We start from the raw sequence: 24180 nt of genomic DNA, 5'->3' as shown, positions 1-24180 counted from the left end.
CCGGCTCCGTGCATCCTCACGCACCCACTGCCTAGCCGGCATGCTGCTGTTCACGGTACTGACCCCCGGTAATATCATCACCGGAATCAAAGGTGTAATCGACTACCTCAAGGTCAACGAAGTCCGGGCTGTCATCATCAATTTGCAGCACCACGCCACCGCGACGACGCAAGTGGGCCGGCACTCCATACTGCTCATCGCTGACCGTACGAACACCCAAACGCGCACGCTTCATGTGGGCAATACGGCGGGCACGCAACTGATCTTCGACCTTAACCTGCCGGCGGAGACCAGACATGTAGCAAAACAGAACCACCACACCAACAGCAGGCGCGACCCACATCCAGCCGCCAGCCACAACCGCGGCGATTGTTGCAACCGCGATGAACGCCACCAAACCCATGACGGTGCGCTGACGGCGCTGGTAGTGCGACTGGCGGATTTGCGCATCCCGCTCTGGATCGAAGCCACCGCGGCCGCGTCGGCGAGCAGCGAACTCGAGGTCCTCCGGATCCAGGTGCGTGAGCTCATCGTCGTAGACCTCGTCAGCCGCGTAAGCGTCTGAATCAACTGCGTCGTACTCGGCCGCAGCATCTGCCCCGGTTTCCTGGGCGGCCGCAGCCTGAGCATCGGCCTCGAAATCATCCAGTTCTGCGCGGCGGTCCAGAATGTCAGCCGGGCCGACGAAAGAATCATCCATCTCGTAGATGTCTTGGGCTTCGATCACGATGGTGTCGGCCATGGCCTCGCTGTCATCGCGCAGATCGAGATCTCGCTCGTCGAAAATCTCAGGCTCGACAACATCCCCGTCTTCACAAGCCTCGGCGTCTGCATCACTGTCTGCTTCAACCTGTGCGTCGGCGTCTGCATCGGCTTGTTCTTCCAGCTCAAGCGGCTCGTCGACGGGTGCGAAGTCGGTATCAAGATCGTCCGCTTCTGTCTGCTCGACGTCTGCCTCATCTACAGAGGCTTCTACCTGCTCAGCGCGGCGTGAACCCCAACCGAGCTTCGAGGACAGCCCAGTAAAGAAACCAAAATTCGGACGCGCCAAGCCCTCCTCGTAATCTTCCAAGACCACATCATCTGCGTTATCGATGACGTCGCGTTCGCCTGCTGCCTGCACCTTCGCGGCGTCATAAATATCGTCATAATTGTCGACGTAGTCGTCCAAAAGATTGGTCTCCACCCCACGGCGCGCGCGAGCCAAACGAGCACGCTGAGGGGGAGCATCACGACCCCCCTCGAAGACCACACGAGTTTGCTCGAAAGAGTCATTGGTGCGGCTCATCGGCCTCTGCGAACGCAGCAACAACGGCGCCAAAACAAACAGCCACATTACTACAATCAGGCCAATCACGAGGGTTGCGGACACCAAGCCCACCCGACCTTTCTTTAGCTAAACACCACCCGCCCGCACAGGCGCGGACAGGTATTAAGCAGACATACTGCGCCTAAACTTATCGACCCAACCCCATCGATCGATCATCCCACGCCGTAATCAGCAACAACACGGCCATGGCGGGCCAAAAACTCCACGGCGGAATCGGCAAAATCTTCCGCCAGGCGCGAAAACAACAGGTGGTCCTCTGGTGCCCCATCGATGTGTAAATACTTGCGCAACAACCCCTCCTGCACGAAACCATTGGCGCGTAGCACCGCCTGTGAGGCCTCGTTGTCGGGCAGGCACGTCGCCGTCACACGCCTCAACTGAAGCCGCGTGGTTGCGTGGTCGACCGCCAGGGCCACCGCGGCAGTCGCCACTGACCTGCCCGCGAAAGATTCGTCCACCCAGTAACCCAACCAGCATTCCGACTGTGCGCCACGGCTGATCCCACCGATCATCAGCTGGCCGGCAAAACATCCATCAACATCAATGACGAATGGAATAGAGGCCCCCATCTGCGCTGACTCATGGTTCTGTAGGAAAAATCGCCACCACCCAACCCTGCTGTGGACGGACTCCCACGAGCCAACAACCGTTGGTTCGACGGGGCGCAGCCGGTGCTCATTGCGCACACGCATGGTGCGCCAGGCCGAGCCGTCGGATGTGCGCAAGGGCCGCAGACACACTGTGATCCCCTGCGCTTGCCCACCAGAGATGGCCAACGCCCCTGGGCGGGAACGTACGACGACGGCGGGGGTATTCTCTGGCCAGCCCGGGTGCTGGGCATGGGGTTGCCTACTTGGATCCCCCAGCCTGTTCCACGCAAACGCACACATCAGGAACTGATCAAGCCCCTTGACTTAAAAACAGCACCTCAACTACATCACCCGGACGCACCTCGGAGACATGCTCGGGGATCCTGATCAACGCGTTGGCCTGCCCCATACCAGCAAGCAAGTGTGCCGGGGCGCCTGTAGCACCGCCCATTCCCTCCACGAGGTAATCCTGGGTTTGTGCATCCCGCATGAGTCGTGCGCGAATAAACCCGCGGCGTCCCATCCGCGACTGCAGATGGCCCAAGGAACGCGCGCGAACCGTACGACGACGCGACGTCGTCTTCCCCAATGCCGCACCGATCAAGGGGCGCACAAAAATTTCGAAAGCAACCAGCGCAGCCACAGGATTATTGGGCACCAAGAAGGTCGGGATTTCGGCCTCGCCTAGCAAACCAAAGCCCTGAACCGACCCAGGGTGCATGGCTACACGGGTGGTGTCGATGCGACCGAGTCCCTCCAACACCTCGAGGATACGGCGCGAACCCGCACCACCCACAGCGCCGGAAATCACCAGAACTTCACTGCGCAACAATTGAGCCTCAATAATTTCAGCAAGGCGGCGAGGCTCCCCGTCGATGATCCCGACACGGTGCACATCCGCACCCGCGTCTTTCGCCGCGGCCGCAAGGGCGTAACTGTTGACGTCATACACCTGGCCCAGGCCTGGTTCGCGGTCGATGTCCACGAACTCTGAACCGAAGGACATGATGGTGACCCGCGGCCGCGGATAGACCAGAACTTTCGACCTGCCGACTGCAGCCAGCAAACCGATCTGTGCCGGGCCCAGGATTGAGTTGGGGCTCACCGCAACATCACCGGGGCGAATATCGTCGCCGGGGTGGCGCACGAAATCCCCAGATCGCACCACTTTGACCGGCTTTACACGCCGGGTGCCACGATCCGACCATTCCAAGGGCAACACCGCATCAGCCAACGCGGGAAGGGGTGCGCCCGTGTGCACGCGGACGGCTTGTTTGGGCTGAAGCCTGAGCGGTTGACCGGAGCCTGCGGAGACTTCCCCGACGACGGGCAGCGGCCCTAAGCCTTCGACGGCCCGGGGCTTGGCGGGCTGTTCTTGGCCGCGATCCCGGGCAACGATGGGCCGCTCTCCCCCGACGTCGACTGCGCGCACGGCATAGCCGTCGATCGCGGCCTGAGGGAAACCAGGAAGGGGGCGTGTGGCTTGGACTTCCTCAGCGCACATGAGCCCTAGGGACTCAGTCAGCGCCAAACGCACGGGCTCGGGTGCCCTTGCCGCCGCGGTGACAATAGCGAGCTGCTCTTCGACGCTGCGCACTGACCTACCTCATTCCTTGTCTTCTAACACTCCCCGGTATGTCCGCACCCTGTGGTGGCGCGGCAGCACGACTGTTAACGTGCACCGGGATGAGCCTGACGCATCTATAGTCCACCGTCTGGTTGTTCTTGGAGTAGCGCTGTGAGGTAGCGCCGCAAGCCAGGGCCGTAGGTGGGGTGGTTCAATCCGAACTCTACGCACGCTCGGATGTAGCCGCCAGGGTTGCCGAGATCGTGGCGTTTGCCTTCGTGCACGACGATGTGGACGGGGTGTCCTTGGTCGATGAGCCACTGGATGGCGTCGGTGAGTTGAATTTCCCCACCGGTGCCGACACCGATCTGTTTGATGGCGGTAAAAATGGCACGGTCCAGTAGGTATCGTCCGGAGGCGATGAAGGTAGAGGGTGCGTCCTGAGGTGCTGGTTTTTCCACCATTCCGAGGACTTTTTTGACGTCGTCTCGGTCGGTGTCGGCAATGTCGAACACGCCGTAGTTGCTTACTTCATCGCGTGGCACGTCGAAGGCACAAAGCACGCTGCCGCCGTATTGGGCGCGTACGTCGGCCATTTTTTCCATGACTCCCATGGGCAGCACAAGGTCGTCGGGGAGCATGACAGCGACGACATCTTCGTCTTCGTCAAGTACCTCTTCTGCTAGCCCCACCGCGTGGCCGAGGCCCAGTGGGCGTTGTTGAACGACGGGCACTGCGCTGATCAGCTCTGGGGCGCGGCGGACCTTGTTGAGCTGTTCTGTTTTTCCGCGCTGTTCCAGCGTTTCTTCGAGTTCTACGTAGGGGTCGAAGTGTGCAAGCACGCCTTGTTTTTTGGGTGCTGTGATGATGGCTAGTCGCGTAGCCCCAAGGGCTGCGGCTTCTTCTGCGATCAGTTCGATTCCTGGGGTGTCAACCACGGGTAGTAGCTCTTTGGGGACGGTTTTCGTCGCCGGCAAAAATCGGGTGCCTAGTCCGGCCGCGGGCACGACTACCGTCTTGACCGCATACTTGTGCTCGTGGATTGGCAAATTCATGGCTTAAGGGTAGCGCGCCGAGGCCTGCCCGGACGCTAACCAGGCCGGGGCGGGGTTAGAATCCGACTATGTCGCGGAAGGATAAGGACGCGCTTCGACGGAAGCTTCTGGCCACCAGGGCAGTTTTAGGTGATGACGCCGCGTCGCACACTGTCGATGCAGCAACCCGCTGTGCCCGCAGGGTCGCTGAGGGGATTGTGCCGCAGTGGTGTAGCAGGGTCGGGGCATCGACTGACCCGGTTGTGACGCTTGCCGCGTATGCGCCGGATGTCGGCGAGCCCGGCTGGTGCATGGATGAATCGGGCGCAGCCAAGCCCGGGGTGTTTGTTCAGGCTCTCCGTTCAGCTTTTTGGGAGGCCGGTGTAAAGGTGACGGTGGTGTTGCCGCGGGTGCTTCCTGGGCGGTTGATGGCCTGGCATGTGTATGAACGCATGGAGGATCTTGCGCCGGGGGCTTTCGGCCTGCTGGAGCCGCTCGAGTGCCTTCCTACAGTGGACGTCACCGATATTGATATTTTTGTGGTTCCAGCGTTGGCCTGCACTGCAACCGGCGAGCGTCTCGGGCGTGGTGCTGGTTTTTATGATCGTGCACTCGGAGCTGCAGGCGTGGGTACTGGTGTTCAAACACCTGCGCGCCGATCTGCGCGTCCATTGGTTGCTGCTCTCGTACACGATCACGAGGTGGTTGATACGGTGTTCGCTGAACCCCACGACGCTCCAGTCGATCTGGTGCTCACCTCGGGGCTGGGTGGGAACCACATGGCGGCCAGGTGACGTCTATATATGCATGAATTCTTCTTTTCGTGCTCGTTCCGTTCGTTCCTCCACGCTCTTGGCTAACGTGCGCCATCCCGGTTGGCGGCGCACCTCTTTGTTGCGCAAAGCTGCGGCACTGATGTTATTCGCGGTTGCCATCGCTTCGCTCGTTCATGCGCGCACTACCCAGGTGCAGCCGGTCGTGGTGTTTGCCCGCCAGGTCGACGCCGGTGCTGTGATCACTGCAGAGGATCTCACTACAGCGCCGATACCCGAACGGTTCCTACCTGAAGACGCCCGACCGGAGCCTGAGAACATTGCGGATATTGAAGGGATGATCGCCACCAGCACCATGTCTCGGGGGGAGGTGTTGAGCTTCTCTAAGGTCCTGTCGGACCCACAGAACAGCCCTGTAGTGATAACAAACACAGAAAATAATAAAGACAGCCTACTTAACTTGGTACCCCTACATCTTGCACACCCAGAATTAGCGGAGCTGCTCCACCCCGGTGACATTGTCGACGTCGTGATCGCGACCGACGAAGGACAAGCAGCGCAGATTATTGCTGCAGGTGGAAGAGTAGTTTTGGTGGATCGGTCCTCGGATAAAGGTGGCTCGCATTCCTCACCCAAAGTGTTGTTGTCGCTACCTGCAGACCAAGCGCGTGACGTTGCTACGGCTTCACTGGGTACACCGCTAGCCGTGGTGATTACGGGGGCAAGGGCTCAGGGATAGCGTTTCTGCTATAGGTAAAACGTTAATATTTCGTTAAGCTATGGGCGGTTACTTAGACACAGGGCCAGAGAGTGCCAGCCATACGTGCGCTGCACGACAATTACACAGCTACACCAAGGAGCACACCTTGCTTAAGGGTTTTAAAGATTTCATCATGCGCGGCAACGTTGTTGACCTCGCCGTCGCAGTCGTCATCGGTGGCGCATTCACCGCCATCGTGACCGCTTTCACCGAGAACCTCATCCAGCCGCTGATCGCTTCCCTCGGCTCCGGGGATGTCCCCGGCCTCGGCTTCTTCATCAAGAAAGGCAACGAAGCTACCTTCGTTAACTTCGGTGCAGTCATCAACGCTGCTATCGACTTCATCTTGATCGCTGCCGTTGTCTACTTCGTCATCGTTCTGCCGATGAACAAGATAAAGGAGCTCCAGGAAGCACGCCAGGGCACCAAGACCGACGAAGAAGCTCCGGTTCCCGTCGAGACCCAGCTGCTCACCGAGATCCGCGACCTGCTTGCTAAGCAGTAATTAGCGATCTCTCTGGGGTTCACCCCCAGTGTGTGACTCAACCCCGGTGGTTGCCGTGAAAACGGCCCAGCCACCGGGGTTTTTGCTGTCTGCAATCCCCTACTATCCCCTTGTTATCCCCAATGGGGCGGACGCTGGCTTTTCCAGAACTCTTCACTCAGCCCCTGCTGCGGATCAGCTGCTGGTTGCTCGCCAGAATCTCGTGGGTGGGCCTTACGCCCACCCTCAGAGATTATTTCGAGGGCGTCTTCACGATCCCAACTTCGATCAATGTTGGCGGCATCCGATGGGCGTACTGCCCTACGTCGTCCCGGTCGTCGAGGTGATTGCACGGCGTGGATTAGTCACACGTCCACTGCTGCAGCTGGTCAATGACGTGATGCACAAGTGGGCCGAGGGTTGCCATGCCATCGCGGATTGCTGCGCGAGAGGGGGCGAGGTTGACGATCACGGTGGAGCCGGACACACCGGCGATACCGCGGGAGGTGCAGGCGTCGATAGCTCCACACGCCAGACCTGAGGCCCGCAATGCTTGAGCGATGCCGGGCAGGATCTGGTCGAGTACCGCGCGGGTAGCGTCGGGGGTTTTGTTGCGGGGGCCTGCCCCGGTTCCACCGATGGTGACCACCAGGTCTGCTCCACCGACCACTGCGGTTTCGATGGCCTTACGGATTGTTGATCGTTTGGCGGCGACGCTGACAACACCATCAACCTCGAAGTTGTCTTCACTGAGCAACTCAGTCACTAGGTCGCCTGTGCGGTCGTCACTATCCATGGCGGAGTCGCTAACCAGCACGACGATTGCTCGACGAACTGGGGGGATTGTGCTTTCCGCTTCGGTCTCGCGAAGGAGGTTGTCGTCCGGCTCGACGATGTCTTCAAGGCTGCCGAGGTGTCCGGTCTGTCCAGTCACAGCTGTTCTACTCCTTCGCGTTGTTTTGGGTGCCCTTACAGTGTGCCTTGTGGGTGCACGTCCGGTCAAGCGCCCAGCAGGCCCCCAGAAACCGACTGCGTGGCCACTATTCAGCCGGGAGAGTTACCTGAACCTCGCGGGGCTTTTGATCGTCGCTGGTGCGAACTTTGAGGGTGATGGTGTCACCGAATTCAAAGCCTCGAATAGCAGCGATCAACGCATCGTTGCTATCAATCACCCGGTCGTTGACGCCGACAACTAATTCACCCGGCCGCAAGCCTGCCTCATCTGCGGGGCTTCCCTTAGCAACATCGGCGATCAATGCCCCTCGGTAACGATCGTTGGGGTTAAGGCTCACGCCGATCTTCGGCTGGGACACTCGACCATTGTCGATCAGCTGCTGCGCTAGACGACGAACCTGGTTGACTGGGATCGCGAAGCCCAAACCGATGGAGCCAGCCTGTCCTTGGCCGTTGCTCATGGAGGCAATCACCGAGTTCATGCCGATGAGGTTGCCATTCATGTCGACCAGGGGGCCACCGGAGTTGCCGGGGTTAATGGCCGCGTCGGTTTGGATGGCGTCAATGAGGGAGGATTCTCCACCGTCACCGCCAGAGGCACGCACAGGCCGGTTCAGCGCGCTGACGATACCGGTGGTGACGGTGGCAGACAAGCCCAGGGGCGAACCGATAGCAACAACTTGCTGGCCCACCCGAACCTGGCTTGAATCACCGAAGCTGATGACGGGCAAGTCGTTGGCTCCCCGGATTTTGATGACGGCGATATCGGCTTCGGCGTCACCTGCAACAAAATCGGCATCCATGGTGGAACCATCGTTAAGGGTGACTTGAATGTTGCTGCCTTGGGCTGCGCTACCGACGACGTGATTGTTGGTAAGCACGTAGCCATCAGAGGAAATGATCGAGCCCGATCCTTCTTCGACGGCATTACGACTGGATACGCGGATACTCACGACGGAGGGCAGCACATTGGCGGCCACCTGCTCGACGTCACCAGGTTCGGTGGTTCCGGTTCGTTGCACAGCGGGTTCGTTGAGTGCGTTCACAACATGGGAGTTGTCATTGTGTTGGTTTGCAGCACTCAGCCCCAGGCCGACTGCAGATCCCGCCCCCACCGCGGAGACCAGCATCAGTGATAGGACGGCGGGCATGCCCAAGGTACGCCGCTTCTTCGGCTCCGGTGCTGCGGCGGTTGCTGGCCCTTGGGGCATACCTTGATCCCCAAAGCCTCCACCCTGATTGTCGGTCTGCATACCGCCGCTTCCAGTGTTGCCGCCCATCTGGGGTTCGAATTGTTCGTACTGGCGCGTGGGCTCTGCGGTGTTGCTGCCGTAGGCGGAGTGTTGCCCTTGCGGGTTGTACTGAGCCTCAGGTTGGCTTTGCGGGTGGTAGTGCGCCTCGGGCTGGGGTTGGGTGTAGGGCTGTTGCCCTGCGGGCTGGGCCTGGCCGAACTGTTGGGTGGGCTGGCCCGGGTAGGCGTGCGGCTGCGGGGCGGGTACTGCCTGCCCGTAGGGATTGTTGACGCCTCGGAAGTCTTCAGGTTTGTTGTTCATGACTTCTATCCTCACGCTGTCTGCTGTGATGGTTCTCGGGTGGAGATCCGATATTTATCTAATGTTGCTGGGGGTTTGCTGGGAGTAACCCGCAGTTTAGTTGGGGGTGTCGCCGAGCTGGGTGTCTCGGTCGGCAAGCAGCCTTTCTGGTTGGAATCCTATACGGATGAGCGCTCCGCCCATTCTAGAGTCACCAATGCTGATTGTACCGCCGTGCCTGGTAATTACTTGCTTGACAATCGCCAGCCCCAAGCCAGAACCCGGCATGCTTCGGGATTCGATAGCCCGGTAGAAGCGTTCAAATACTTTGTGTCGTTCTGCCAGAGGGATTCCTGGGCCGGAGTCGCCGATGAGCAACTCGCAGCCGCCCCACGGTGTGCGGTTCATGGTTACTTCGACGATCCCATTGGCCGGCGACCATTTCGCAGCGTTGTCGAGTAGGTTGACCATGGCACGGTTGAGGGCGAAGGGGTCTCCTTGTAGTTCCCAAGGAAAGGTCGACACGTGGAAATCCACATCGACGCGGCGGCGGCGGACGCGGTCTAGTGCCCCGTCAATGACTTCACTGAGGTCCACGGGTTCTGCTGAGTGCTCGTTGGATTCTTCCCTGGCGAGGTCGACCAGATCGTTAACCAGTGACGCTAATTCCTCCATCTGAGCAATGACGTCGCGCTCAAGATCTTCGCGGTCCTGCTCACTGACCGATGCGTTGGGCGATTTTGTAATCAGCATGAGCAGTTCGATATTAGTTCGCAGAGAGGTCAGAGGCGTCTTGAGTTCGTGACCTGCGTCGGCAACAAGGGCCGTCTGACGGTCGCGGGAGTTCTGCAAAGCCGCGAGCATTAAGTTGAAACTGCGAGTCAGTTGCGCAATTTCGTCATCTCCATAGACCTGAATGGGGCGCAAGTCGTCGGTCGTCGCGACGTAATCAACAGCGCTTTGCAGGCGGCTGATGGGGCGCAGACCGGCTTGTGCGGCTACTGCACCAGCCATGACGGACACGAAAATGCCAACGCCACCAACAAACAATAGGGCGAATCCTAGGGAAGAGGTCAGCTGCTGGGTGCTTTCCATGTTCTCAGCCAGAATAAAGGTCGCGCCTTCTGGGGAGCGTTGCGACAGGATGCGTTCGTTTTGGGCTGTGCGGATGTTTTCACTTTTTGCTCCGCCGACCACGGAAAGTTCTTCCGACAGCGGAATGTTGTCACCGATACCGGAAAAGGAGTGCGGTGGGAAGTAGGCGATGCGAATGTCCGGGTTGTACTCTTTGAACTCACTGATGAGCAGGCCAGGATCGTCGGAAAAATCGCTCGATTCCACCTTGGAAATCAGCGATATCGCCTTCTCTTTGAGATCCTGGTCAACATTGTGCGCAAGGGATGCGGACAGCGTCAAATAGGCGACGAGGATCATCATCCCCAGTGACAGTGCCACCATGGACGCCAACATTGCTGACAGCTGCCAGCGCAGAGAGACGCGGCGTGACCAGCTTCGGGGGTCTACTATGTCTTCGCCCCCGTCCTCTCGCTCGACAGGTCGCCTCAGCATGCACATTCCTCCGCGTGTGGGAAAACATCACCACCCCACGAGCAGACCCTAGGCTGCGTCGTTGGGGTCTTCTTTCAAAACATAGCCGACGCCGCGGACGGTGTGGATCAAGCGCGGCTCGCCCTCTGCTTCCGTCTTGCGCCGCAAATAACCGATGTACACCTCGAGGGCGTTGCCGGAAGTCGGGAACTCGTAGCCCCACACCGCTTCCAAGATCTCATCGCGGGACAGCACCTTCCTGGGGTGAGCCACGAGCAGTTCCAGAAGGGAATACTCTGTGCGGGTCAGAGAAATAAGACGGTTGCCGCGATAAACCTCGCGGGAATCCGTATCGACTTTAAGATCGCCAAAAGACAGCACACTACTGTTTGCACCTGCCGCGTTCAAAGCATTGGTGGCGTCGATGCTGGCGGCACGGCGCAGAAGGGAGCGCACACGGGCCAGAAGCTCTTCGAGGGCGAAGGGCTTGGGCAAGTAGTCGTCAGCTCCGGCGTCCAAACCGGCTACGCGATCGGACACCCCATCGCGGGCGGTCAGGAGCAAAATCGGCCGGTCGTCACCGCTGCTGCGCAAAATGCGGCAGGTTTCCAATCCGTCAACATTGGGCATCATGACGTCGAGGATGACTAGGTCGGGCTCCTCCGCCCGAATCACCTCGAGTGCTTCGCCGCCATCACCGGCCAGCGATACCTTGTAGCCGTTGAACGCTAGCGAACGGCGCAGTGACTCACGCACTGCCTGTTCATCATCAACAACGAGGACCTTCATATACAATATCCGCCTTCGAGGATTGGGGCGATACCGAAGTCGCCGATGGGCTACGAAAGCCATCTGGACTGCGTGCAGCAACCATGGAGAAATAGTGGTGTGGGGTTAAAACAAACTGTGTAAATCAATCAAACACGTTGTGTGCAGCTAACGCAAAAGTCCCCCATGTGCCCTGGATCAGGGACCTACATGGGGGGACTTTAAGGAATTCGTTTAGAAGTCGAGCTTAGAACTGCTCAACGTCAACCAGACCCAGCTTCGCGGCCTTGACCAGGCGGCGGGGGATCAGGTGGGAACGACCGTTGATGGTGACCTCTTGGAGGGCAACATTGTCGGCCTTCCACTGGGAACGACGAGCGTGGGTGTTTGCACGCGACATACGACGCTTCGGAACTGCCATTGTTTTCTACCCTCCTTAAGCTTTCTTAGCGCGACGGGCACGGTTGCCGTAGCGACGCTGGAACTTCTCGACACGACCAGCGGTGTCCATGACACGCTGAGCACCGGTCCAGAACGGGTGGGACTCGCTGGTGACGTCAACGACGATCAGCGGGTACTCGTTGCCGTCTTCCCACTGGGTGGTGCGGTCAGACTTAGCGGTGGAACGGGTCAGGAACTGGTGACCCGTACCCGCATCCTGGAAGACCACCGGGTGGTAGTCGGGGTGGATATCCTTCTTCATTCTCATCCCTTAAACGATCAAATAAGAGTGGTTTACGACGGCTCAAGGCCATAAACGCCATAATGTATAGCCGTTCGGCGCGCGCTGACGCTAAAACTTAAGTAGCCGCGCCGGGCCTCAGAGCCACGAGGCCACTTCTTTAGCTAAGAAGATGGCAACGAGGTCTGCACATTGCGGACACTGTACCCAATAGCAGTACAGCAGTCTTTAATGGCTGAGACGCCGCGTACGGCGCACCCGAGCATGTTACAACGTCGACCCCCAAAAACCGAAATCGAGCCGGTTACCCACGTAAGCAGCGGCCGATATCGCACCATTTAATATAGTGCGAGCACCACGTTGATGCGCCCTGTTGATGCCCTATCGAGGCTAGCGACTGTAGGTAGTGCAGCAAACAGCGCACCGCGCAACCGCACAGCACCCTCGATTATGCATCCGAGGCTAGAAACGGTATTGTTGACGCTTGCTGTTGTCGAATTATTCGTTTTTCGCCCCGTCAGCTGGCTCGGCCGCCCACCATAGCGGCCGTCTTTTGATGTGGGCGGCTAGGAGAAAGAAAGTCCATGTCGGCTATTTGCCAGGTCACGGGACGCAAGCCGGGTTTCGGTAAGTCCGTCTCGCACTCGCACCGACGCACCAACCGCCGTTGGAACGTCAACGTGCAGCGTCGTAAGTTTTTTGTTCCCTCTTTGGGCCGTACGGTCACTTTGACCGTATCCACCAAGGGTCTGAAGGTCATTGACCGCGACGGCATCGAAGCTGTTGTTGCTCAGATCCGCGCACGTGGAGAGAAGGTCTAAAAGATGGCACGTAATGACATCCGTCCGATCATCAAGCTGAAGTCTACGGCTGGCACCGGTTACACCTATGTCACCCGCAAGAACAAGCGCAACAACCCCGACCGTATGACCTTGAAGAAGTACGATCCGGTTGTCCGCAAGCACGTCGAATTCCGCGAGGAGCGTTAATTCATGGCTAAGAAGTCTAAGATCGCCAAGAACGAGCAGCGCAAGGAAATCGTCGCCCGCTATGCGGAGCGCCGTAACGAGCTCAAGGCCATCATCAAGAACCCGAACTCCACCGACGAAGAGCGCCTGGACGCACAGTTTGAGCTGAACCGCCAGCCCCGCGACGCCTCCCCGGTCCGCGTTCGCAACCGCGACGCTGCCGATGGTCGTCCCCGCGGCTACCTCCGCAAGTTCGGTCTCTCCCGTGTCCGTGTCCGCGAGATGGCTCACCGCGGTGAGCTCCCGGGCGTTCGTAAGTCCAGCTGGTAAGGGGTTTCACAATGAAGCGCACCAACATCAAGAAGGCGCGGATTGAACAGTCCCGCCGCCCGAAGAAGAACCCGCTCAAGGCCAACGGCATTGAGAAGGTTGACTACAAGGATCTGAAGACCCTGCGTCTGTTCATTTCCGACCGCGGTAAGATCCGCTCACGTCGCGTCACCGGCCTCACCCCGCAGCAGCAGCGTCAGGTTGCTACTGCCGTGAAGAACGCACGCGAAATGGCTCTCCTGCCGTTCACCAGCCGCTAAAGGCACGGTCAACGTTAGAAGATGACAGCGGGCTCTTTAGCCGCATGTCTTTAACTTGAACCAATGGTTTGCATTGGGCCCAGGCTAGAACTGCGGCGACAAGCCACCAAAGCTCCCCCCGAGTATGTACTTGGGGGGAGCTTTTTATGCACCCACCTCATCCAACCAGAGTAGAAACTCACTGGTAGTCTATGAGCATTCCAAACAGTCGAAAGGATCAGTGCACGCGTGCTTCATGAATCGCTAGTCGAACTCTCGCGCGAGGCCACCGCCTGCCGCACGCACTCCCATGCGCGGGGCATCCTCAGCGAAGCACACCATCTGCTCCGTAATGCCCTCGACCACTCCGGCGACCCAACACTACTGATGAGCTGGTACTGCGACGTGGTCCGCAACGTGTTTCACTCCCCCGCCACCGCCCTACCACGCATCAATGGTCGTGCCGTCCTGCCCAGCGCTGTAGAACTAGGTGGGGATTTTTCCCGTGGGGAGGGGCTACCAACAAGCCCCATAGTGCTCGTCCTCCCCACCAATACACCCCACCCGTCGACGCTCCGTACCCAAGCACTAGAGCAGGATCCCGCAGCTCTGACGGCCCATGATCCGGGCCTCGCTTCAATCCCTGCAACAGATCGACTAGCGCGTATCGAAGGTTATCTGCAAGAAATCCACTCCCTGGCCCGCAGCATTAACGCCGACGGGGCGCACCATGGCCGCAGCCAGACGGTGTCGTTTGTCACCCGCCCCAGCCTGGCTGACGCCAACCACGCAGGCAATGGGTCGCAACGCGCCCTCTACGCAGACTCCCCCACCAACCAGCCCATCGACCCCGCGCTGGAACATTTGCTCCTGGCCGACGCATCAGCAGCACGCCCCCGGGCGGTCACTTTTGTTGGCGGGATGCCAGATAAAGACGCAACTGCCGACGTACGACGCGACGTCATTAATCCATGCGTAGCCTTGGCGCGGTGGGCGGCAGTGCGGGCAGCAACCGCCTCCGGATACACCCCCGACCGATTGCACAGCCCTGCCCTGTCGGTCGACGAATCCGAATACGTTCTTGATGCCTGGCGCACCGGCATAAAAATCGACCTGGAGCAGTGGAAAAACCGTAGCCACGCTGACTTCATCGACGACTTGTCCCACATTCATCGCAGCGCCTATGGGGCATCAGCCCGCATGATTTCCGAAGTGATCGCGTCTGTCGTCACCCGAAGCGAGGAGGCACCCCATGGCCGGTAACGTTGGACGCCCGCGCAAAAACAGCCCGCGCCGTCGCGGTGGCACCGCCCGCGAGGAAATCCTGGATGCCGCAGCAGAGCTGTTCACCACCCAGGGTTTCGCAACAACCTCCACCCACCAAATCGCCGATGCGGTGGGGATCCGTCAAGCCTCCTTGTACTACTACTTCCCTTCAAAGACGGAAATCTTCCTCACCCTGCTCAATTCGACCGTCAATCCGGCGGTGGAGCTAGCGGAGCGGTTCAGCACCATCGGGGATCTCACCCCGGAGCTGCGCCTGTGGTCGCTAGTCGCGGCGGAAACTCGGCTGTTGCTGTCGCAACGGTGGAACATCGGCAAGCTGTATCAGTTGCCGGTTGCCGCCTCCGAGGATTTCGCCGAATTCCATGCGCAGCGTGCCGACCTGCAGGCAACATTCCGCCAGTTCTCAGCGGACATCACAGGCGCGCCGCTCGAATCCGCACTCAACGACCTGCCCTTCCACATCGCATTATCCGTGACAGACATGCGCCCCAACGATGGCAAAGCACCCTTCGACCCCAGTGGCGGCACCGCGTTGCCTGAATTAGCAATCATGCTTGCTGACGCCGCGTTGCGCGTTGTCGGCGCGGACCTTCCGGCCGACCGCGCCGACAGGTGCGCTAGTTTGCTCGACCCCCACGATTGAGAATCCTTCTAGCTTGGGCGATCAGCGGCGCGTCAATCATCTGCCCGTCGAGTTTGAAGGCTCCGGGGAACGACGCGGCCTCGTCCACCACACGGCGCGCCCATTCGAGCTGCCCTGGATCCGGCTGGTAAGCCTTGCGGACAGTGGCCACCTGTCGCGGGTGAATGCACGCGCTGGCGGCAAAGCCACTGCGGGCGGCATCGACCGCTTCGGCAAACATCCCCGCCTCGTCATTAAAGTCTGCATGCACGGCATCAATGGTGAATTTGCCCCATGCAGATGCGTGCAAATGCATGGTTGCCCGAGCTAAACGCATGGTGTCACGGTAGGGCCCCGGCCGGCCAGAGGGTGCGCCCTCGTCTACGAGGAAGCGCGAGTGCGTCCCACCCAGTTCCATCGTGAGGTCTTCGGCTCCCCAAAACATGCCCACCACGGACGGATCAGATGCCAAGCGATCAATGCCCACCACTGCCTGCGGGGTCTCCACCATTGCGATCACCTTCAAGCCTTGGACTTCCTCCGGCAGACTCGCGCGAACCTTGGGCACCATGATCAGGTCGTAAGGTGAGGTCTTGGCGCACGCGACGTCATCAATAAAATCCGGATGGTCGGGGCCGGTGACTCTGACGATGGTTCGGGCGGGGTCAAGCGTGGAGTCAATGATGTTGCGTCGGCATTGTTGTTTGGGGGCTTCGCCAGCACCATCCTCTAAGTCGAGAATGACCATGTCTGCGGCTGCCGCGGCCTTGGGAAAAATTTCCGGTCGATTGGCGGGCGCAAACAGCACAGCCGGTCCGCAGATGTAGGAATCGTTAATCACCATGGTTCCAAGTATGCACGCTTCCCGCCAGCGCCCGCGGGGTTTCACCGTTAAAAAATTAGTGAAAGCCCGCTCTTTGTTTGAAACAACAACTAATGGGCGAAGTGGCGCGTCCCCGTGAAGTACATCGTTACCCCAGCCTTTTGCGCTGCTGCAATAACTTCCTCATCACGGATGGAACCACCAGGCTGCACAACCGCCTTCACACCGGCCTCAGCCAGGACCTCGAAACCATCAGCGAAGGGGAAGAAAGCATCGGAGGCGGCCACAGAACCACGCGCACGCTCCTCGCCCGCACGGGAGACCGCAAGCCGCGCCGAATCCACGCGGTTGACCTGCCCCATGCCGACGCCCACCGTCGCACCTTCGCGAGCCAACAAAATAGCGTTCGACTTCACTGCGCGAACCGCCCGCCACGCGAACTCCAACTCGCTCAGCAACTCCGGATCAGCAGCTTGACCAGCAGCAAGAGTCCACGTCGAAGCATCATCCCCCGCGGCGTCAACACGGTCGCGTTCCTGCACCAACATGCCGCCAGAGATCTGGCGCAACTCCGGCACAGCACCATTAGGCGCCTCAGAAACCAAAATACGAATGTTCTTCTTCGCCTGCAGAACCTCCACAGCACCATCCTCGTAGCTGGGGGCGATGATCACCTCGGTGAAAATCTCCGCCACCTGCTTGGCCATCTCGACGCTAACCTCACGGTTGGCGGCGATCACCCCACCGAAAGCACTCACCGGGTCGCACGCATGGGCCGCGCGGTGAGCCGCAGCAATATCATCAGCCACCGCGATGCCACAGGGGTTCGCATGCTTGATCACGGCAACACACGGGCGCTCATGATCCCACGCGGCGCGCCACGCGGCGTCAGAATCCGTGTAGTTGTTGTAGCTCATCTCTTTGCCATGCAACTGGGTTGCCTGCGCCAAACCACGCTCCCCCGCCGCCGTGTACAACGCAGCGGACTGGTGGGGATTTTCGCCGTAACGCAACACATGCGCGCGCTCGAAGGTACGACCCATCCACTGCGGGTAAGCGCCCGAATCCTCCCCTTGCTGGGCGCCAAGCTGCTCCGACATCCAGGTAGCAACCGCGACGTCATAAGCTGCAGTGTGCTGGAAAGCCTGCGCAGCCAGCTCGGTGCGCTGCTGCAGGCTGAAGCCACCTTCCGCGACAGCACGCGCAACATCACCGTAGCGCGCAGGATCCACCACAACGGCAACCGACGGATGATTCTTGGCGGCAGCGCGCACCATCGACGGGCCTCCGATGTCGATCTGCTCGACGCAGGCATCGAAATCCGCACCAGAGGAAACGGTCTCCGTGAAGGGATACAGGTTCACGACAACAAGCTGGAAGGCAGCCACGTCGAGCTCCTCCAGCTGTGCCAGGTGATCAGCTTTGCGGGTGTCGGCGAGAATACCTGCGTGGACGCGGGGGTGCAGCGTCTTCACGCGGCCTTCCAAGCACTCGGGAAAGCCGGTGACGTCCTCCACCGGGGTGACGCTGATGCCTGCCTCGGCGATGGTTTTCGCGGTGGAGCCAGTAGAGACGATCTCCACGTTATTGTCAGCCAGTGCGGAGGCTAGCTCTACCAGGCCAGTCTTGTCATACACGCTGATGAGCGCGCGGGTAATCTGCTTGCGTGCAGTCTGAGTCACGATGAAACCTTCTTCAAGATGCGTTTTGGGATACCGAGTACATAAGGGGTGAAAGTGCGGCGGGCCAACAACGGGCCGCTGTGGGGGTTAGCCGCCCGGTCGGGCGCGTGTGCCCAATGAGCGGAAGTCCCGCAGCACGTCGACAATCATTTCGCGTTCCACAGTCTTGATGCGCTCGTGAAGCGTGGACTCATCATCCCCCGGATGAACGGGTACTTCGCGCTGTTCGATCACTGGACCGGTGTCTACACCTGCATCGACGTAGTGGACGGTCGTCCCCGTCACCTTCGCGCCCGCGGCTAGGGCGTCTCGGACCGCGTGAGCTCCCGGAAACTTCGGCAGCAGCGCCGGGTGGGTGTTGATCGTCCGTCCCCCGAAGCGATCCAAGAATTCCTCCCCCAAAATCCGCATGAAACCTGCAGAAACAACCACATCCGGTGATGACGCCGCGACGCTGTCGGCCAGCAGGTTATTCCACTGTGGTCGGCGGGCCTGGCCAAAATCGGAAAAATCAACAACCTGCACTATGGGCGGCCGCGGCGTGTGGCGGCGCGCGCGGTCAATCGCTTCACAAGGCTTATCAGCAAAAACGCCCACGACAACATAGGAGTTGTCCTGGGCGTTGAGAATCGCTTGCAGAAGTGAACCACTACCGGATGCTAACACCGCTACGCGCAGTGGTTCAGGGTTGTTGGTCACGCGAATAGTGTAGCTACATGCACGAGCTATAACCCCCGAACCTACCCCCTACCGGGTTGCTCCGACTCTCCGTCTTCCACATCGAGTTCTTCCGCGTCAATTTCTTTTGCGTCGAGTTCTTCTGCCTCTATGTCCTCTGCTTCAGCATCTTCAACTGCTTCTGCGTCCTCCGGATCTTCCGCTTCTGCTTCTTCTTCAGTCGTTTCTGCGTCCTCCGGATCTTCCGCTTCTGCTTCTTCTTCAGTCGTTTCTGCAGCTTCCAGATTCTCTGCGCTTTCCGGATCTGCCGGTTCAGCTCCTTCTGGGGCCTCAGACTCGGCCTCTTCTTCCGTTTCCGATTCCTCTACATCTATCTCTTCTAGCTCGGCTGCATCGGTGTCCTCCACATCGGTCTCTGCAACTTCATCGTCTGCCGGCTCGATGTCCCTCTTAGACAAGGGGGCTTTCACTGCCATGAAGCCGTGAATCAAGGCAATCAATATACCCGGGACGGAACACCACAGCGCCACCAAAGCAACAGTCAACCAGAAGGTCGACCCCACAAAGCCGAATGCGCCAGCATCACCCGAGGACATGAAAACAGCAACAGCGCATCCCAACGCCGCAAATAAGCCAGCAAACGCAAACTCGCTCAGAGCGCGCTCACTGTGGGCAACACGGCGATAGGCCATCGCCGAAGACACAGCAACCGGAGCAAGCAGCAACACTGGCGCCACCACCCACGCCTGCACAGGCATGGCAGCAAACAACGGAAGAGGTGGCAACGGACTCGGTGCCACACCAAACACCGACACCACCCCATCGCCCACATGCATCTCAGAACCAGACAGCACCGCAGCCGACCACACAGCAGCATTAAGAAGATAGAGAAGGCTTAAGGCGATCATCGCCACGATCGCCACAGGGCCACCGCCATGGACCTCATCTCCAAACATGCCCGCCATCGACACCGTGGTCGATCCATGGACAATCAAAGAAACAAGCACGGCGAGAACACCCACAGCGCCCAGACGCAGCAAGAAGTCACGAGCATAGAGCGCCGCATCAACCACCACAGGGCTCATCTTCCAGCGCACCACAAGCAGCCGCCACAAACGAACCCCCATAGCAGCAATCAACCCAAACTCGTGAACAACCACAGCCCGCAGCATCGCCGTGCCAACAGGAGGAACAGCGACGGGCAGAACCGACGCGGCGTCATACAACATTCCGCACGCAACACCCGTCAAGGCAAGTGGGAAGACAACCGTCAAAGCCTGCAACAGCACGAGGTCAGAGATACTCACGCGGTCTTTAATCAGCACCCGAATCCACCGGGCCATCGCACGCGCAACCAAGAAAGCAGGAACAACCGGAACCACAGACAACACGGTGGACGACGATGCAACAGGGGCGGCATGCGCCAACAACCACAGCTGGGCAATGGTGGCCGGCAAAGCCACAAAGCTCGACCCCGTGGCCAGCAACACCGAAATAGCGCCGATAATCGCCACGGCAATAATCGTCACGTGGGGCAACACCAGGGTGGGAAGGAACGCCTTAAACTTGCCCTTCCACGTCGACCTGTCAATCAACGCCGCCTTCTGGGCAGAAACAACAGACAAGCCCACGCCGCGACGCACCTTCGACACACCACTATTTCGCGACGCTCGAGGGCTCGAGGAACGCGGACGCCGTTGCCCCGGAGCCGTCCGAGGGGGACGCTGGGAGCGTGCGGGGCGCTCAGCACCAGCCGATGCAGGCTGTCCGCCCCGGTCAATATGTCCACCGCGCGAAGGTTGCTTAGAGTTCACGAGACCACCATGCCACGCGTGACCGCAGCACAGGCCGAGGCGTGCCGGGGTACCGAAAAAGGCCACTACCCCCAAAATGGTGATGAGCATCTCAATGGGTGCCGTTTCCTGTAACGCGAGGGACAAAAAGCGAGATAGAAGCCTAAGAAGAACCTTAAAGCGCAGATAGGAAGCCATGTTCCGAGCGCCCCGACCATTGCAAGTGAACACGACCACCAAAACACTTGCGTCACATCAGTAACAATTTTGCGCGCGCGCCGAAAAAGTCGCGCATTTTGTTGAACGCTTTGTAACAAACCGTTATCGTTGGACACTGTTAGATAACAAGACGGTCACAACGACCGAGCTGTACCACTACTCCACACTCGGGGCAGGTACTCACGAGCGTTCAAGGAAGAGAGCCACATACAGATGAAGGCGAATACCACGTCTGTGCGGAAGACCGCCGGTGCGCACCGTAAGCACCACTCCTCCGCAACCACCAAAGGCCGTGTCGCCCTCGTCGCCGTAGCAACTGGCGCAGTGTCCACCGCCGGCGCAGCAGGTGCCGCAGCCGCCCACGCTTCCGCGCCCCAGCAGGAAGTGCGCGAAGCACAGGACATCGCACTCACCACCTCTTCCTCCGAACCCATCAACGGCGCTCCGCAGATCCTCGCGATCGCAGACTTCAAGCCCATGGCCAACCTGAGCGACCAGCTCAACAAAGCCATTCAGTACAACGCAGAGCGTGTAGCCGCTGACCTTGCAGCCCGTGCACCCCAGGCCGCTAAGCCCGCTGAAGGTGTACTCACCTCCCCCTTCGGCCCCCGCTGGGGCAGCTTCCACTCCGGTATCGACATCGCCAACAGCCTGGGCACCCCCATCGTTGCTGCACTCGACGGTGAAGTTATCGACGCCGGCCCCGCCTCCGGCTATGGCCAGTGGGTGCGCCTGCGCCACGAAGACGGCACCATCACCGTCTACGGCCACATGGAAACCATCGACGTCACAGTCGGCCAGCACGTTACCGCCGGCCAGAAGATCGCAGGCATGGGCTCCCGCGGTTTCTCCACCGGTGTCCACCTCCACTTCGAAGCACACCCGGGTGGCGGCGCAGCTGTCGACCCGATCCCGTGGCTCGCAGAGCGCGGCATCACCATCTAAAACCGCATAAAGAAAAAGCAACCTCCCGCCGGCAACACCTGAACTGCTCCCCATAATCCGGACTGAGAAATCAGAAACCAGATTGTGGGGAGTTTTCTATAGCTTCTCCATCGGGGCGGTGCCATTGAGCATCATCTTCACCGTCCCGCTGCTTCCGAAATCAATCACAGCCATATCGAACCCGCCCATGCTCGACAGCTCTTTGACGGTGCCCAAACCATACTTTTCGTGATTGACCTTGTCGCCCACCACAAGATGCAGCTGAGGGCGCTTTTCGGCAGCCTTCGGCAGCGGTGGCTTCGAGGAGAAGCCAGAACCCCGGCTGGCACCAAAACCACTGTTGCCGAAACCGCCGCCCCGACCATAGCCAGAACCGCCGTAGCCAGAGCCGCCGCCAAAGCCAGAACCATAGCTCATCCACTCGGGTTCCTCCCTACGCCACGACAGCACCTCACTGGGGATCTCACCCAAAAAACGCGACGGAGGATTCTGCGTTGCGTTACCCCACGCACTACGCATACTTGCCCGCGTCACATACAAACGCTCCCGGGCACGAGTAATTCCGACGTACGCCAAGCGGCGTTCCTCCGCCAACTCTTCTGGATCCCCCAACGCACGCATGTGAGGGAACTGCCCATCTTCCCACCCCACAACAAACACAACAGGAAACTCCAAACCCTTCGCCGTATGTAACGTCATCAGCGTCACCACGCCCTCGTCCTCATCCGGAATCTGATCAGCGTCAGCCACCAGCGACACACGCTCCAGAAAAGCCTGCAAACTACCCGGCTCCGCCAACCCTTCAGCCGCAGCCTGACCCGCCTGCTGAGCCAACGCGGCGTCATCAGCAAAATCCTCATAGGTCTGCTGCATCGCCGCCTCTGAAGAAAACTCGCGAGCAATCGCCACCAACTCATGAAGGTTGTCCAAGCGCGTTCCATCCTGAGGGTCGTTACTGCCCTCCAAACTGGACTTATAGCCGGTGAATTCGAGGACATTGCCCACGATCGCGCCCACATCCGGCAAACCCGTCTGCTCACTGACCGCATTGACGGCCGCCGCCTGCAACTGCTCAATGACCGCCACAAAACCAGCAACAGCGTTGCGACCGCGCGAACTCAAACCATCGACATCACCCCGCGCGGCGTCCTGCAGCGCCTGCCAAAAACCAATCCCCCGCAAGCGCGCATGCGTATCGATCAAGCCCAAGGCCTTATCCCCAATGCCACGGCGCGGGGTATTAATCACCCGACGCAAAGACACCGCATCCTGGGGATTATCAACAACCCTCAAATACGCAACGACGTCACGGATCTCTTTGCGCTCATAAAAACGCGTGCCGCCGACCACACGGTAATTAATCCCGTTGCGCATCAACATATCTTCAATAGCGCGCGAAGAATTATTGGTGCGATACATCACCGCAATGTCACTAAAGGAATAGCCCTGATCGGCCAATTCGTCGATTTCCTGCGCGATAAAACGGGCCTCGTCGTGCTCATTGTCAGCCACATAACCAATGATCGGTTCCCCATCACCGTGCGACGTCCACAGCCTCTTTTCCCGCCGACCCTGATTCTGGGCGATCACAGCGTTGGCCGCAGTCAAAATCCGCTGCGTCGAACGGTAATTCTGCTCCAACACAATCGTCCGTGCCTGGGGATAATCCCGCTCGAATTCCTCAATATTACGAATCGTGGCACCACGGAACGCATAAATCGACTGATCCGCATCACCGACCACACACAGCTCGCTCGGGGGAACCGCTCCGCCCGGCTTGCCAACCAATTCAGCCACCAAACGATACTGCGCATGGTTAGTGTCCTGATACTCATCAATCAGCACATGGCGGAAACGCCGCCTATAGGTTTCAGCCACCTGGGGGTGATTGATAAAAACAGACACAACCAAAGCAATAAGATCATCAAAATCGACTGCGTTGGCCTGCCTCAACCTCCGCTGGTATACCTCATAAACCTCAGCGGCCAAGCTCTGGCCGGAACCACTGCGCGCACCATACGCCTGCGCCTGAGCCCCCTCCTCCGCGGCGGCCTGCTGGGCAGAAACCAACTCATTTTTCCAATTAGAGATGACCCCCAAGATCGACCGGGGCGTGACCTTTTTAATGTCTACGTCCATCTCTTTAAGTATCTGGGTGACCAGACGCTTGGAATCATCCGAATCATAAATGGTGAAGTTACTGTTAAGCCCTTCAACCAGGTGCGCTTGCTGTCGCAAAATCCGCACGCACGTGGAGTGGAAAGTCGACACCCACATCTGCTGGGCAACAGGCCCCACCAGTTCTGTGACACGCTCCCGCATCTCAGCAGCAGCCTTGTTTGTAAAGGTGATGGCCAAAATTTCATAAGGCTGCACACCCCGAGCCCGCATGAGGTAGGCAATCCTGCGGGTCAACACCGCTGTCTTTCCCGACCCCGCGCCCGCAACAATCAACAACGGACTGCCTGTATGCAACACGGCGTCATGCTGTTGGGGGTTGAGCCCATCCAGGAGTGCTTCGGCGCGGGAGTTTTGAGAAGTAGTCATAATGCTCTTCAATCTAACAGCACCT

The 24180-nt window shown here is 59.3% G+C and carries 25 protein-coding genes; 10 read left to right on the top strand and 15 right to left on the bottom strand.

Annotation, left to right across the window (positions count from 1 at the left end; translation table 11 throughout):
• Nucleotides 1–31: 31 nt before the first annotated feature.
• From sepX to CARG_RS02790, 4 genes are all read right to left on the bottom strand, one after another.
• On the bottom strand, nucleotides 32–1372 hold the full coding sequence (sepX, locus tag CARG_RS02805; RefSeq protein WP_328285836.1) for a divisome protein SepX/GlpR: 1341 nt from the start codon (nucleotides 1370–1372) through the stop codon (nucleotides 32–34).
• A gap of 110 nt (nucleotides 1373–1482) precedes the next feature.
• Complete coding sequence (locus CARG_RS02800) at nucleotides 1483–2220, bottom strand: GNAT family N-acetyltransferase (RefSeq protein WP_046204514.1); 738 nt, start codon at nucleotides 2218–2220, stop codon at nucleotides 1483–1485.
• Nucleotides 2221–2230: 10 nt separating this feature from the next.
• Nucleotides 2231–3517, bottom strand: a complete 1287-nt coding sequence (glp, locus tag CARG_RS02795) for a molybdotransferase-like divisome protein Glp (protein WP_020975876.1) — start codon at nucleotides 3515–3517, stop codon at nucleotides 2231–2233.
• Nucleotides 3518–3621: 104 nt separating this feature from the next.
• A complete protein-coding gene (locus CARG_RS02790; protein ID WP_041746922.1) occupies nucleotides 3622–4542 on the bottom strand; it encodes a UTP--glucose-1-phosphate uridylyltransferase in 921 nt (306 codons plus the stop codon).
• A 68-nt stretch (nucleotides 4543–4610) separates the two neighbouring features.
• On the opposite strand from CARG_RS02790, the gene CARG_RS09570 reads away from it, so the two are divergent.
• The 3 genes from CARG_RS09570 (at nucleotide 4611) to mscL (ending at nucleotide 6559) form a co-directional block, all read left to right on the top strand.
• On the top strand, nucleotides 4611–5315 hold the full coding sequence (locus CARG_RS09570) for a 5-formyltetrahydrofolate cyclo-ligase (protein ID WP_020975874.1): 705 nt from the start codon (nucleotides 4611–4613) through the stop codon (nucleotides 5313–5315).
• A gap of 13 nt (nucleotides 5316–5328) precedes the next feature.
• On the top strand, nucleotides 5329–6033 hold the full coding sequence (locus CARG_RS02780; protein ID WP_020975873.1) for an SAF domain-containing protein: 705 nt from the start codon (nucleotides 5329–5331) through the stop codon (nucleotides 6031–6033).
• A gap of 127 nt (nucleotides 6034–6160) precedes the next feature.
• Nucleotides 6161–6559 (top strand): large conductance mechanosensitive channel protein MscL, encoded by a 399-nt coding sequence (gene mscL, locus CARG_RS02775; protein WP_020975872.1) that lies wholly within the window; start codon nucleotides 6161–6163, stop codon nucleotides 6557–6559.
• Between the two features lie 340 nt (nucleotides 6560–6899).
• Here mscL and CARG_RS02770 read toward each other — a convergent pair whose 3' ends face one another.
• From CARG_RS02770 to CARG_RS02745, 6 genes are all read right to left on the bottom strand, one after another.
• On the bottom strand, nucleotides 6900–7472 hold the full coding sequence (locus tag CARG_RS02770; protein ID WP_020975871.1) for a MogA/MoaB family molybdenum cofactor biosynthesis protein: 573 nt from the start codon (nucleotides 7470–7472) through the stop codon (nucleotides 6900–6902).
• Nucleotides 7473–7578: 106 nt separating this feature from the next.
• The gene (locus tag CARG_RS02765; RefSeq protein ID WP_020975870.1) at nucleotides 7579–9045 is read right to left on the bottom strand and encodes a S1C family serine protease; all 1467 of its coding nucleotides are present in this window, start codon (nucleotides 9043–9045) and stop codon (nucleotides 7579–7581) included.
• 96 nt (nucleotides 9046–9141) lie between these two features.
• On the bottom strand, nucleotides 9142–10593 hold the full coding sequence (locus tag CARG_RS02760; RefSeq protein WP_052331892.1) for a sensor histidine kinase: 1452 nt from the start codon (nucleotides 10591–10593) through the stop codon (nucleotides 9142–9144).
• 48 nt (nucleotides 10594–10641) lie between these two features.
• Nucleotides 10642–11361, bottom strand: coding sequence for a response regulator transcription factor (locus tag CARG_RS02755; RefSeq protein ID WP_020975868.1), 720 nt, complete (start codon nucleotides 11359–11361; stop codon nucleotides 10642–10644).
• 226 nt (nucleotides 11362–11587) lie between these two features.
• Complete coding sequence (rpmF, locus tag CARG_RS02750) at nucleotides 11588–11761, bottom strand: 50S ribosomal protein L32 (protein ID WP_020975867.1); 174 nt, start codon at nucleotides 11759–11761, stop codon at nucleotides 11588–11590.
• A gap of 15 nt (nucleotides 11762–11776) precedes the next feature.
• Entirely contained in the window at nucleotides 11777–12043 is a 267-nt protein-coding gene (locus CARG_RS02745; RefSeq protein WP_020975866.1) for a type B 50S ribosomal protein L31, read from the bottom strand.
• A gap of 563 nt (nucleotides 12044–12606) precedes the next feature.
• Here CARG_RS02745 and rpmB point away from each other — a divergent pair.
• The 6 genes from rpmB (at nucleotide 12607) to CARG_RS02715 (ending at nucleotide 15489) form a co-directional block, all read left to right on the top strand.
• The gene (gene rpmB, locus CARG_RS02740) at nucleotides 12607–12843 is read left to right on the top strand and encodes a 50S ribosomal protein L28 (RefSeq protein WP_020975865.1); all 237 of its coding nucleotides are present in this window, start codon (nucleotides 12607–12609) and stop codon (nucleotides 12841–12843) included.
• A gap of 3 nt (nucleotides 12844–12846) precedes the next feature.
• A complete protein-coding gene (gene rpmG / locus CARG_RS02735; protein WP_020975864.1) occupies nucleotides 12847–13011 on the top strand; it encodes a 50S ribosomal protein L33 in 165 nt (54 codons plus the stop codon).
• A 3-nt stretch (nucleotides 13012–13014) separates the two neighbouring features.
• Entirely contained in the window at nucleotides 13015–13320 is a 306-nt protein-coding gene (gene rpsN / locus CARG_RS02730) for a 30S ribosomal protein S14 (RefSeq protein WP_020975863.1), read from the top strand.
• 11 nt (nucleotides 13321–13331) lie between these two features.
• A complete protein-coding gene (gene rpsR / locus CARG_RS02725; RefSeq protein WP_020975862.1) occupies nucleotides 13332–13580 on the top strand; it encodes a 30S ribosomal protein S18 in 249 nt (82 codons plus the stop codon).
• Nucleotides 13581–13808: 228 nt separating this feature from the next.
• Nucleotides 13809–14822, top strand: coding sequence for a hypothetical protein (locus tag CARG_RS02720; RefSeq protein WP_020975861.1), 1014 nt, complete (start codon nucleotides 13809–13811; stop codon nucleotides 14820–14822).
• The gene (locus CARG_RS02715; RefSeq protein WP_020975860.1) at nucleotides 14812–15489 is read left to right on the top strand and encodes a TetR/AcrR family transcriptional regulator; all 678 of its coding nucleotides are present in this window, start codon (nucleotides 14812–14814) and stop codon (nucleotides 15487–15489) included. The genes CARG_RS02720 and CARG_RS02715 overlap by 11 nt, the downstream gene beginning before the upstream one ends.
• On the opposite strand, the gene CARG_RS02710 is transcribed toward CARG_RS02715, so the two are convergent.
• The 4 genes from CARG_RS02710 to CARG_RS02695 all read right to left on the bottom strand — a co-directional run bounded on the left by CARG_RS02710 (nucleotide 15464) and on the right by CARG_RS02695 (nucleotide 20465).
• Nucleotides 15464–16312 (bottom strand): HpcH/HpaI aldolase/citrate lyase family protein, encoded by an 849-nt coding sequence (locus CARG_RS02710; protein WP_020975859.1) that lies wholly within the window; start codon nucleotides 16310–16312, stop codon nucleotides 15464–15466. The genes CARG_RS02715 and CARG_RS02710 overlap by 26 nt on opposite strands.
• A gap of 89 nt (nucleotides 16313–16401) precedes the next feature.
• A complete protein-coding gene (gene purH / locus CARG_RS02705; protein WP_020975858.1) occupies nucleotides 16402–17973 on the bottom strand; it encodes a bifunctional phosphoribosylaminoimidazolecarboxamide formyltransferase/IMP cyclohydrolase in 1572 nt (523 codons plus the stop codon).
• 87 nt (nucleotides 17974–18060) lie between these two features.
• Nucleotides 18061–18672: a phosphoribosylglycinamide formyltransferase gene (purN, locus tag CARG_RS02700; RefSeq protein WP_020975857.1), complete on the bottom strand. Its 612-nt coding sequence runs from the start codon at nucleotides 18670–18672 to the stop codon at nucleotides 18061–18063.
• Between the two features lie 41 nt (nucleotides 18673–18713).
• Nucleotides 18714–20465 (bottom strand): cell division protein PerM, encoded by a 1752-nt coding sequence (locus tag CARG_RS02695; RefSeq protein WP_144198496.1) that lies wholly within the window; start codon nucleotides 20463–20465, stop codon nucleotides 18714–18716.
• A gap of 411 nt (nucleotides 20466–20876) precedes the next feature.
• Between CARG_RS02695 and CARG_RS02690 the strand changes: the two genes are divergently transcribed.
• Nucleotides 20877–21608 (top strand): M23 family metallopeptidase, encoded by a 732-nt coding sequence (locus CARG_RS02690; RefSeq protein ID WP_020975855.1) that lies wholly within the window; start codon nucleotides 20877–20879, stop codon nucleotides 21606–21608.
• A 96-nt stretch (nucleotides 21609–21704) separates the two neighbouring features.
• On the opposite strand, the gene CARG_RS02685 is transcribed toward CARG_RS02690, so the two are convergent.
• Nucleotides 21705–24155 (bottom strand): ATP-dependent helicase, encoded by a 2451-nt coding sequence (locus CARG_RS02685; protein WP_020975854.1) that lies wholly within the window; start codon nucleotides 24153–24155, stop codon nucleotides 21705–21707.
• Between the last annotated feature and the right edge of the window lie 25 nt (nucleotides 24156–24180).

Origin of the sequence: Corynebacterium argentoratense DSM 44202, assembly GCF_000590555.1 — a bacterium.
Lineage (GTDB): Bacteria > Actinomycetota > Actinomycetes > Mycobacteriales > Mycobacteriaceae > Corynebacterium > Corynebacterium argentoratense.
The sequence above is the reverse complement of the archived record's forward strand: the minus strand, read 5'-3'. Positions and strand labels throughout refer to the sequence as shown.

Bases quoted from the DNA above. Each gene is read 5' to 3' on its own strand.
- CARG_RS02800 (WP_046204514.1), bottom strand. From the start codon at position 2,220: ATGTGTGCGTTTGCGTGGAACAGGCTGGGGGATCCAAGTAGGCAACCC.
- CARG_RS02790 (WP_041746922.1), bottom strand. From the start codon at position 4,542: ATGAATTTGCCAATCCACGAGCACAAGTATGCGGTCAAGACGGTAGTC.
- CARG_RS09570 (WP_020975874.1), top strand. From the start codon at position 4,611: ATGTCGCGGAAGGATAAGGACGCGCTTCGACGGAAGCTTCTGGCCACC.
- CARG_RS02780 (WP_020975873.1), top strand. From the start codon at position 5,329: ATGAATTCTTCTTTTCGTGCTCGTTCCGTTCGTTCCTCCACGCTCTTG.
- CARG_RS02765 (WP_020975870.1), bottom strand. From the start codon at position 9,045: ATGAACAACAAACCTGAAGACTTCCGAGGCGTCAACAATCCCTACGGG.
- CARG_RS02760 (WP_052331892.1), bottom strand. From the start codon at position 10,593: ATGCTGAGGCGACCTGTCGAGCGAGAGGACGGGGGCGAAGACATAGTA.
- CARG_RS02755 (WP_020975868.1), bottom strand. From the start codon at position 11,361: ATGAAGGTCCTCGTTGTTGATGATGAACAGGCAGTGCGTGAGTCACTG.
- rpmF (WP_020975867.1), bottom strand. From the start codon at position 11,761: ATGGCAGTTCCGAAGCGTCGTATGTCGCGTGCAAACACCCACGCTCGT.
- CARG_RS02745 (WP_020975866.1), bottom strand. From the start codon at position 12,043: ATGAAGAAGGATATCCACCCCGACTACCACCCGGTGGTCTTCCAGGAT.
- rpmB (WP_020975865.1), top strand. From the start codon at position 12,607: ATGTCGGCTATTTGCCAGGTCACGGGACGCAAGCCGGGTTTCGGTAAG.
- rpmG (WP_020975864.1), top strand. From the start codon at position 12,847: ATGGCACGTAATGACATCCGTCCGATCATCAAGCTGAAGTCTACGGCT.
- rpsN (WP_020975863.1), top strand. From the start codon at position 13,015: ATGGCTAAGAAGTCTAAGATCGCCAAGAACGAGCAGCGCAAGGAAATC.
- rpsR (WP_020975862.1), top strand. From the start codon at position 13,332: ATGAAGCGCACCAACATCAAGAAGGCGCGGATTGAACAGTCCCGCCGC.
- CARG_RS02715 (WP_020975860.1), top strand. From the start codon at position 14,812: ATGGCCGGTAACGTTGGACGCCCGCGCAAAAACAGCCCGCGCCGTCGC.
- CARG_RS02710 (WP_020975859.1), bottom strand. From the start codon at position 16,312: ATGGTGATTAACGATTCCTACATCTGCGGACCGGCTGTGCTGTTTGCG.
- CARG_RS02690 (WP_020975855.1), top strand. From the start codon at position 20,877: ATGAAGGCGAATACCACGTCTGTGCGGAAGACCGCCGGTGCGCACCGT.
- CARG_RS02685 (WP_020975854.1), bottom strand. From the start codon at position 24,155: ATGACTACTTCTCAAAACTCCCGCGCCGAAGCACTCCTGGATGGGCTC.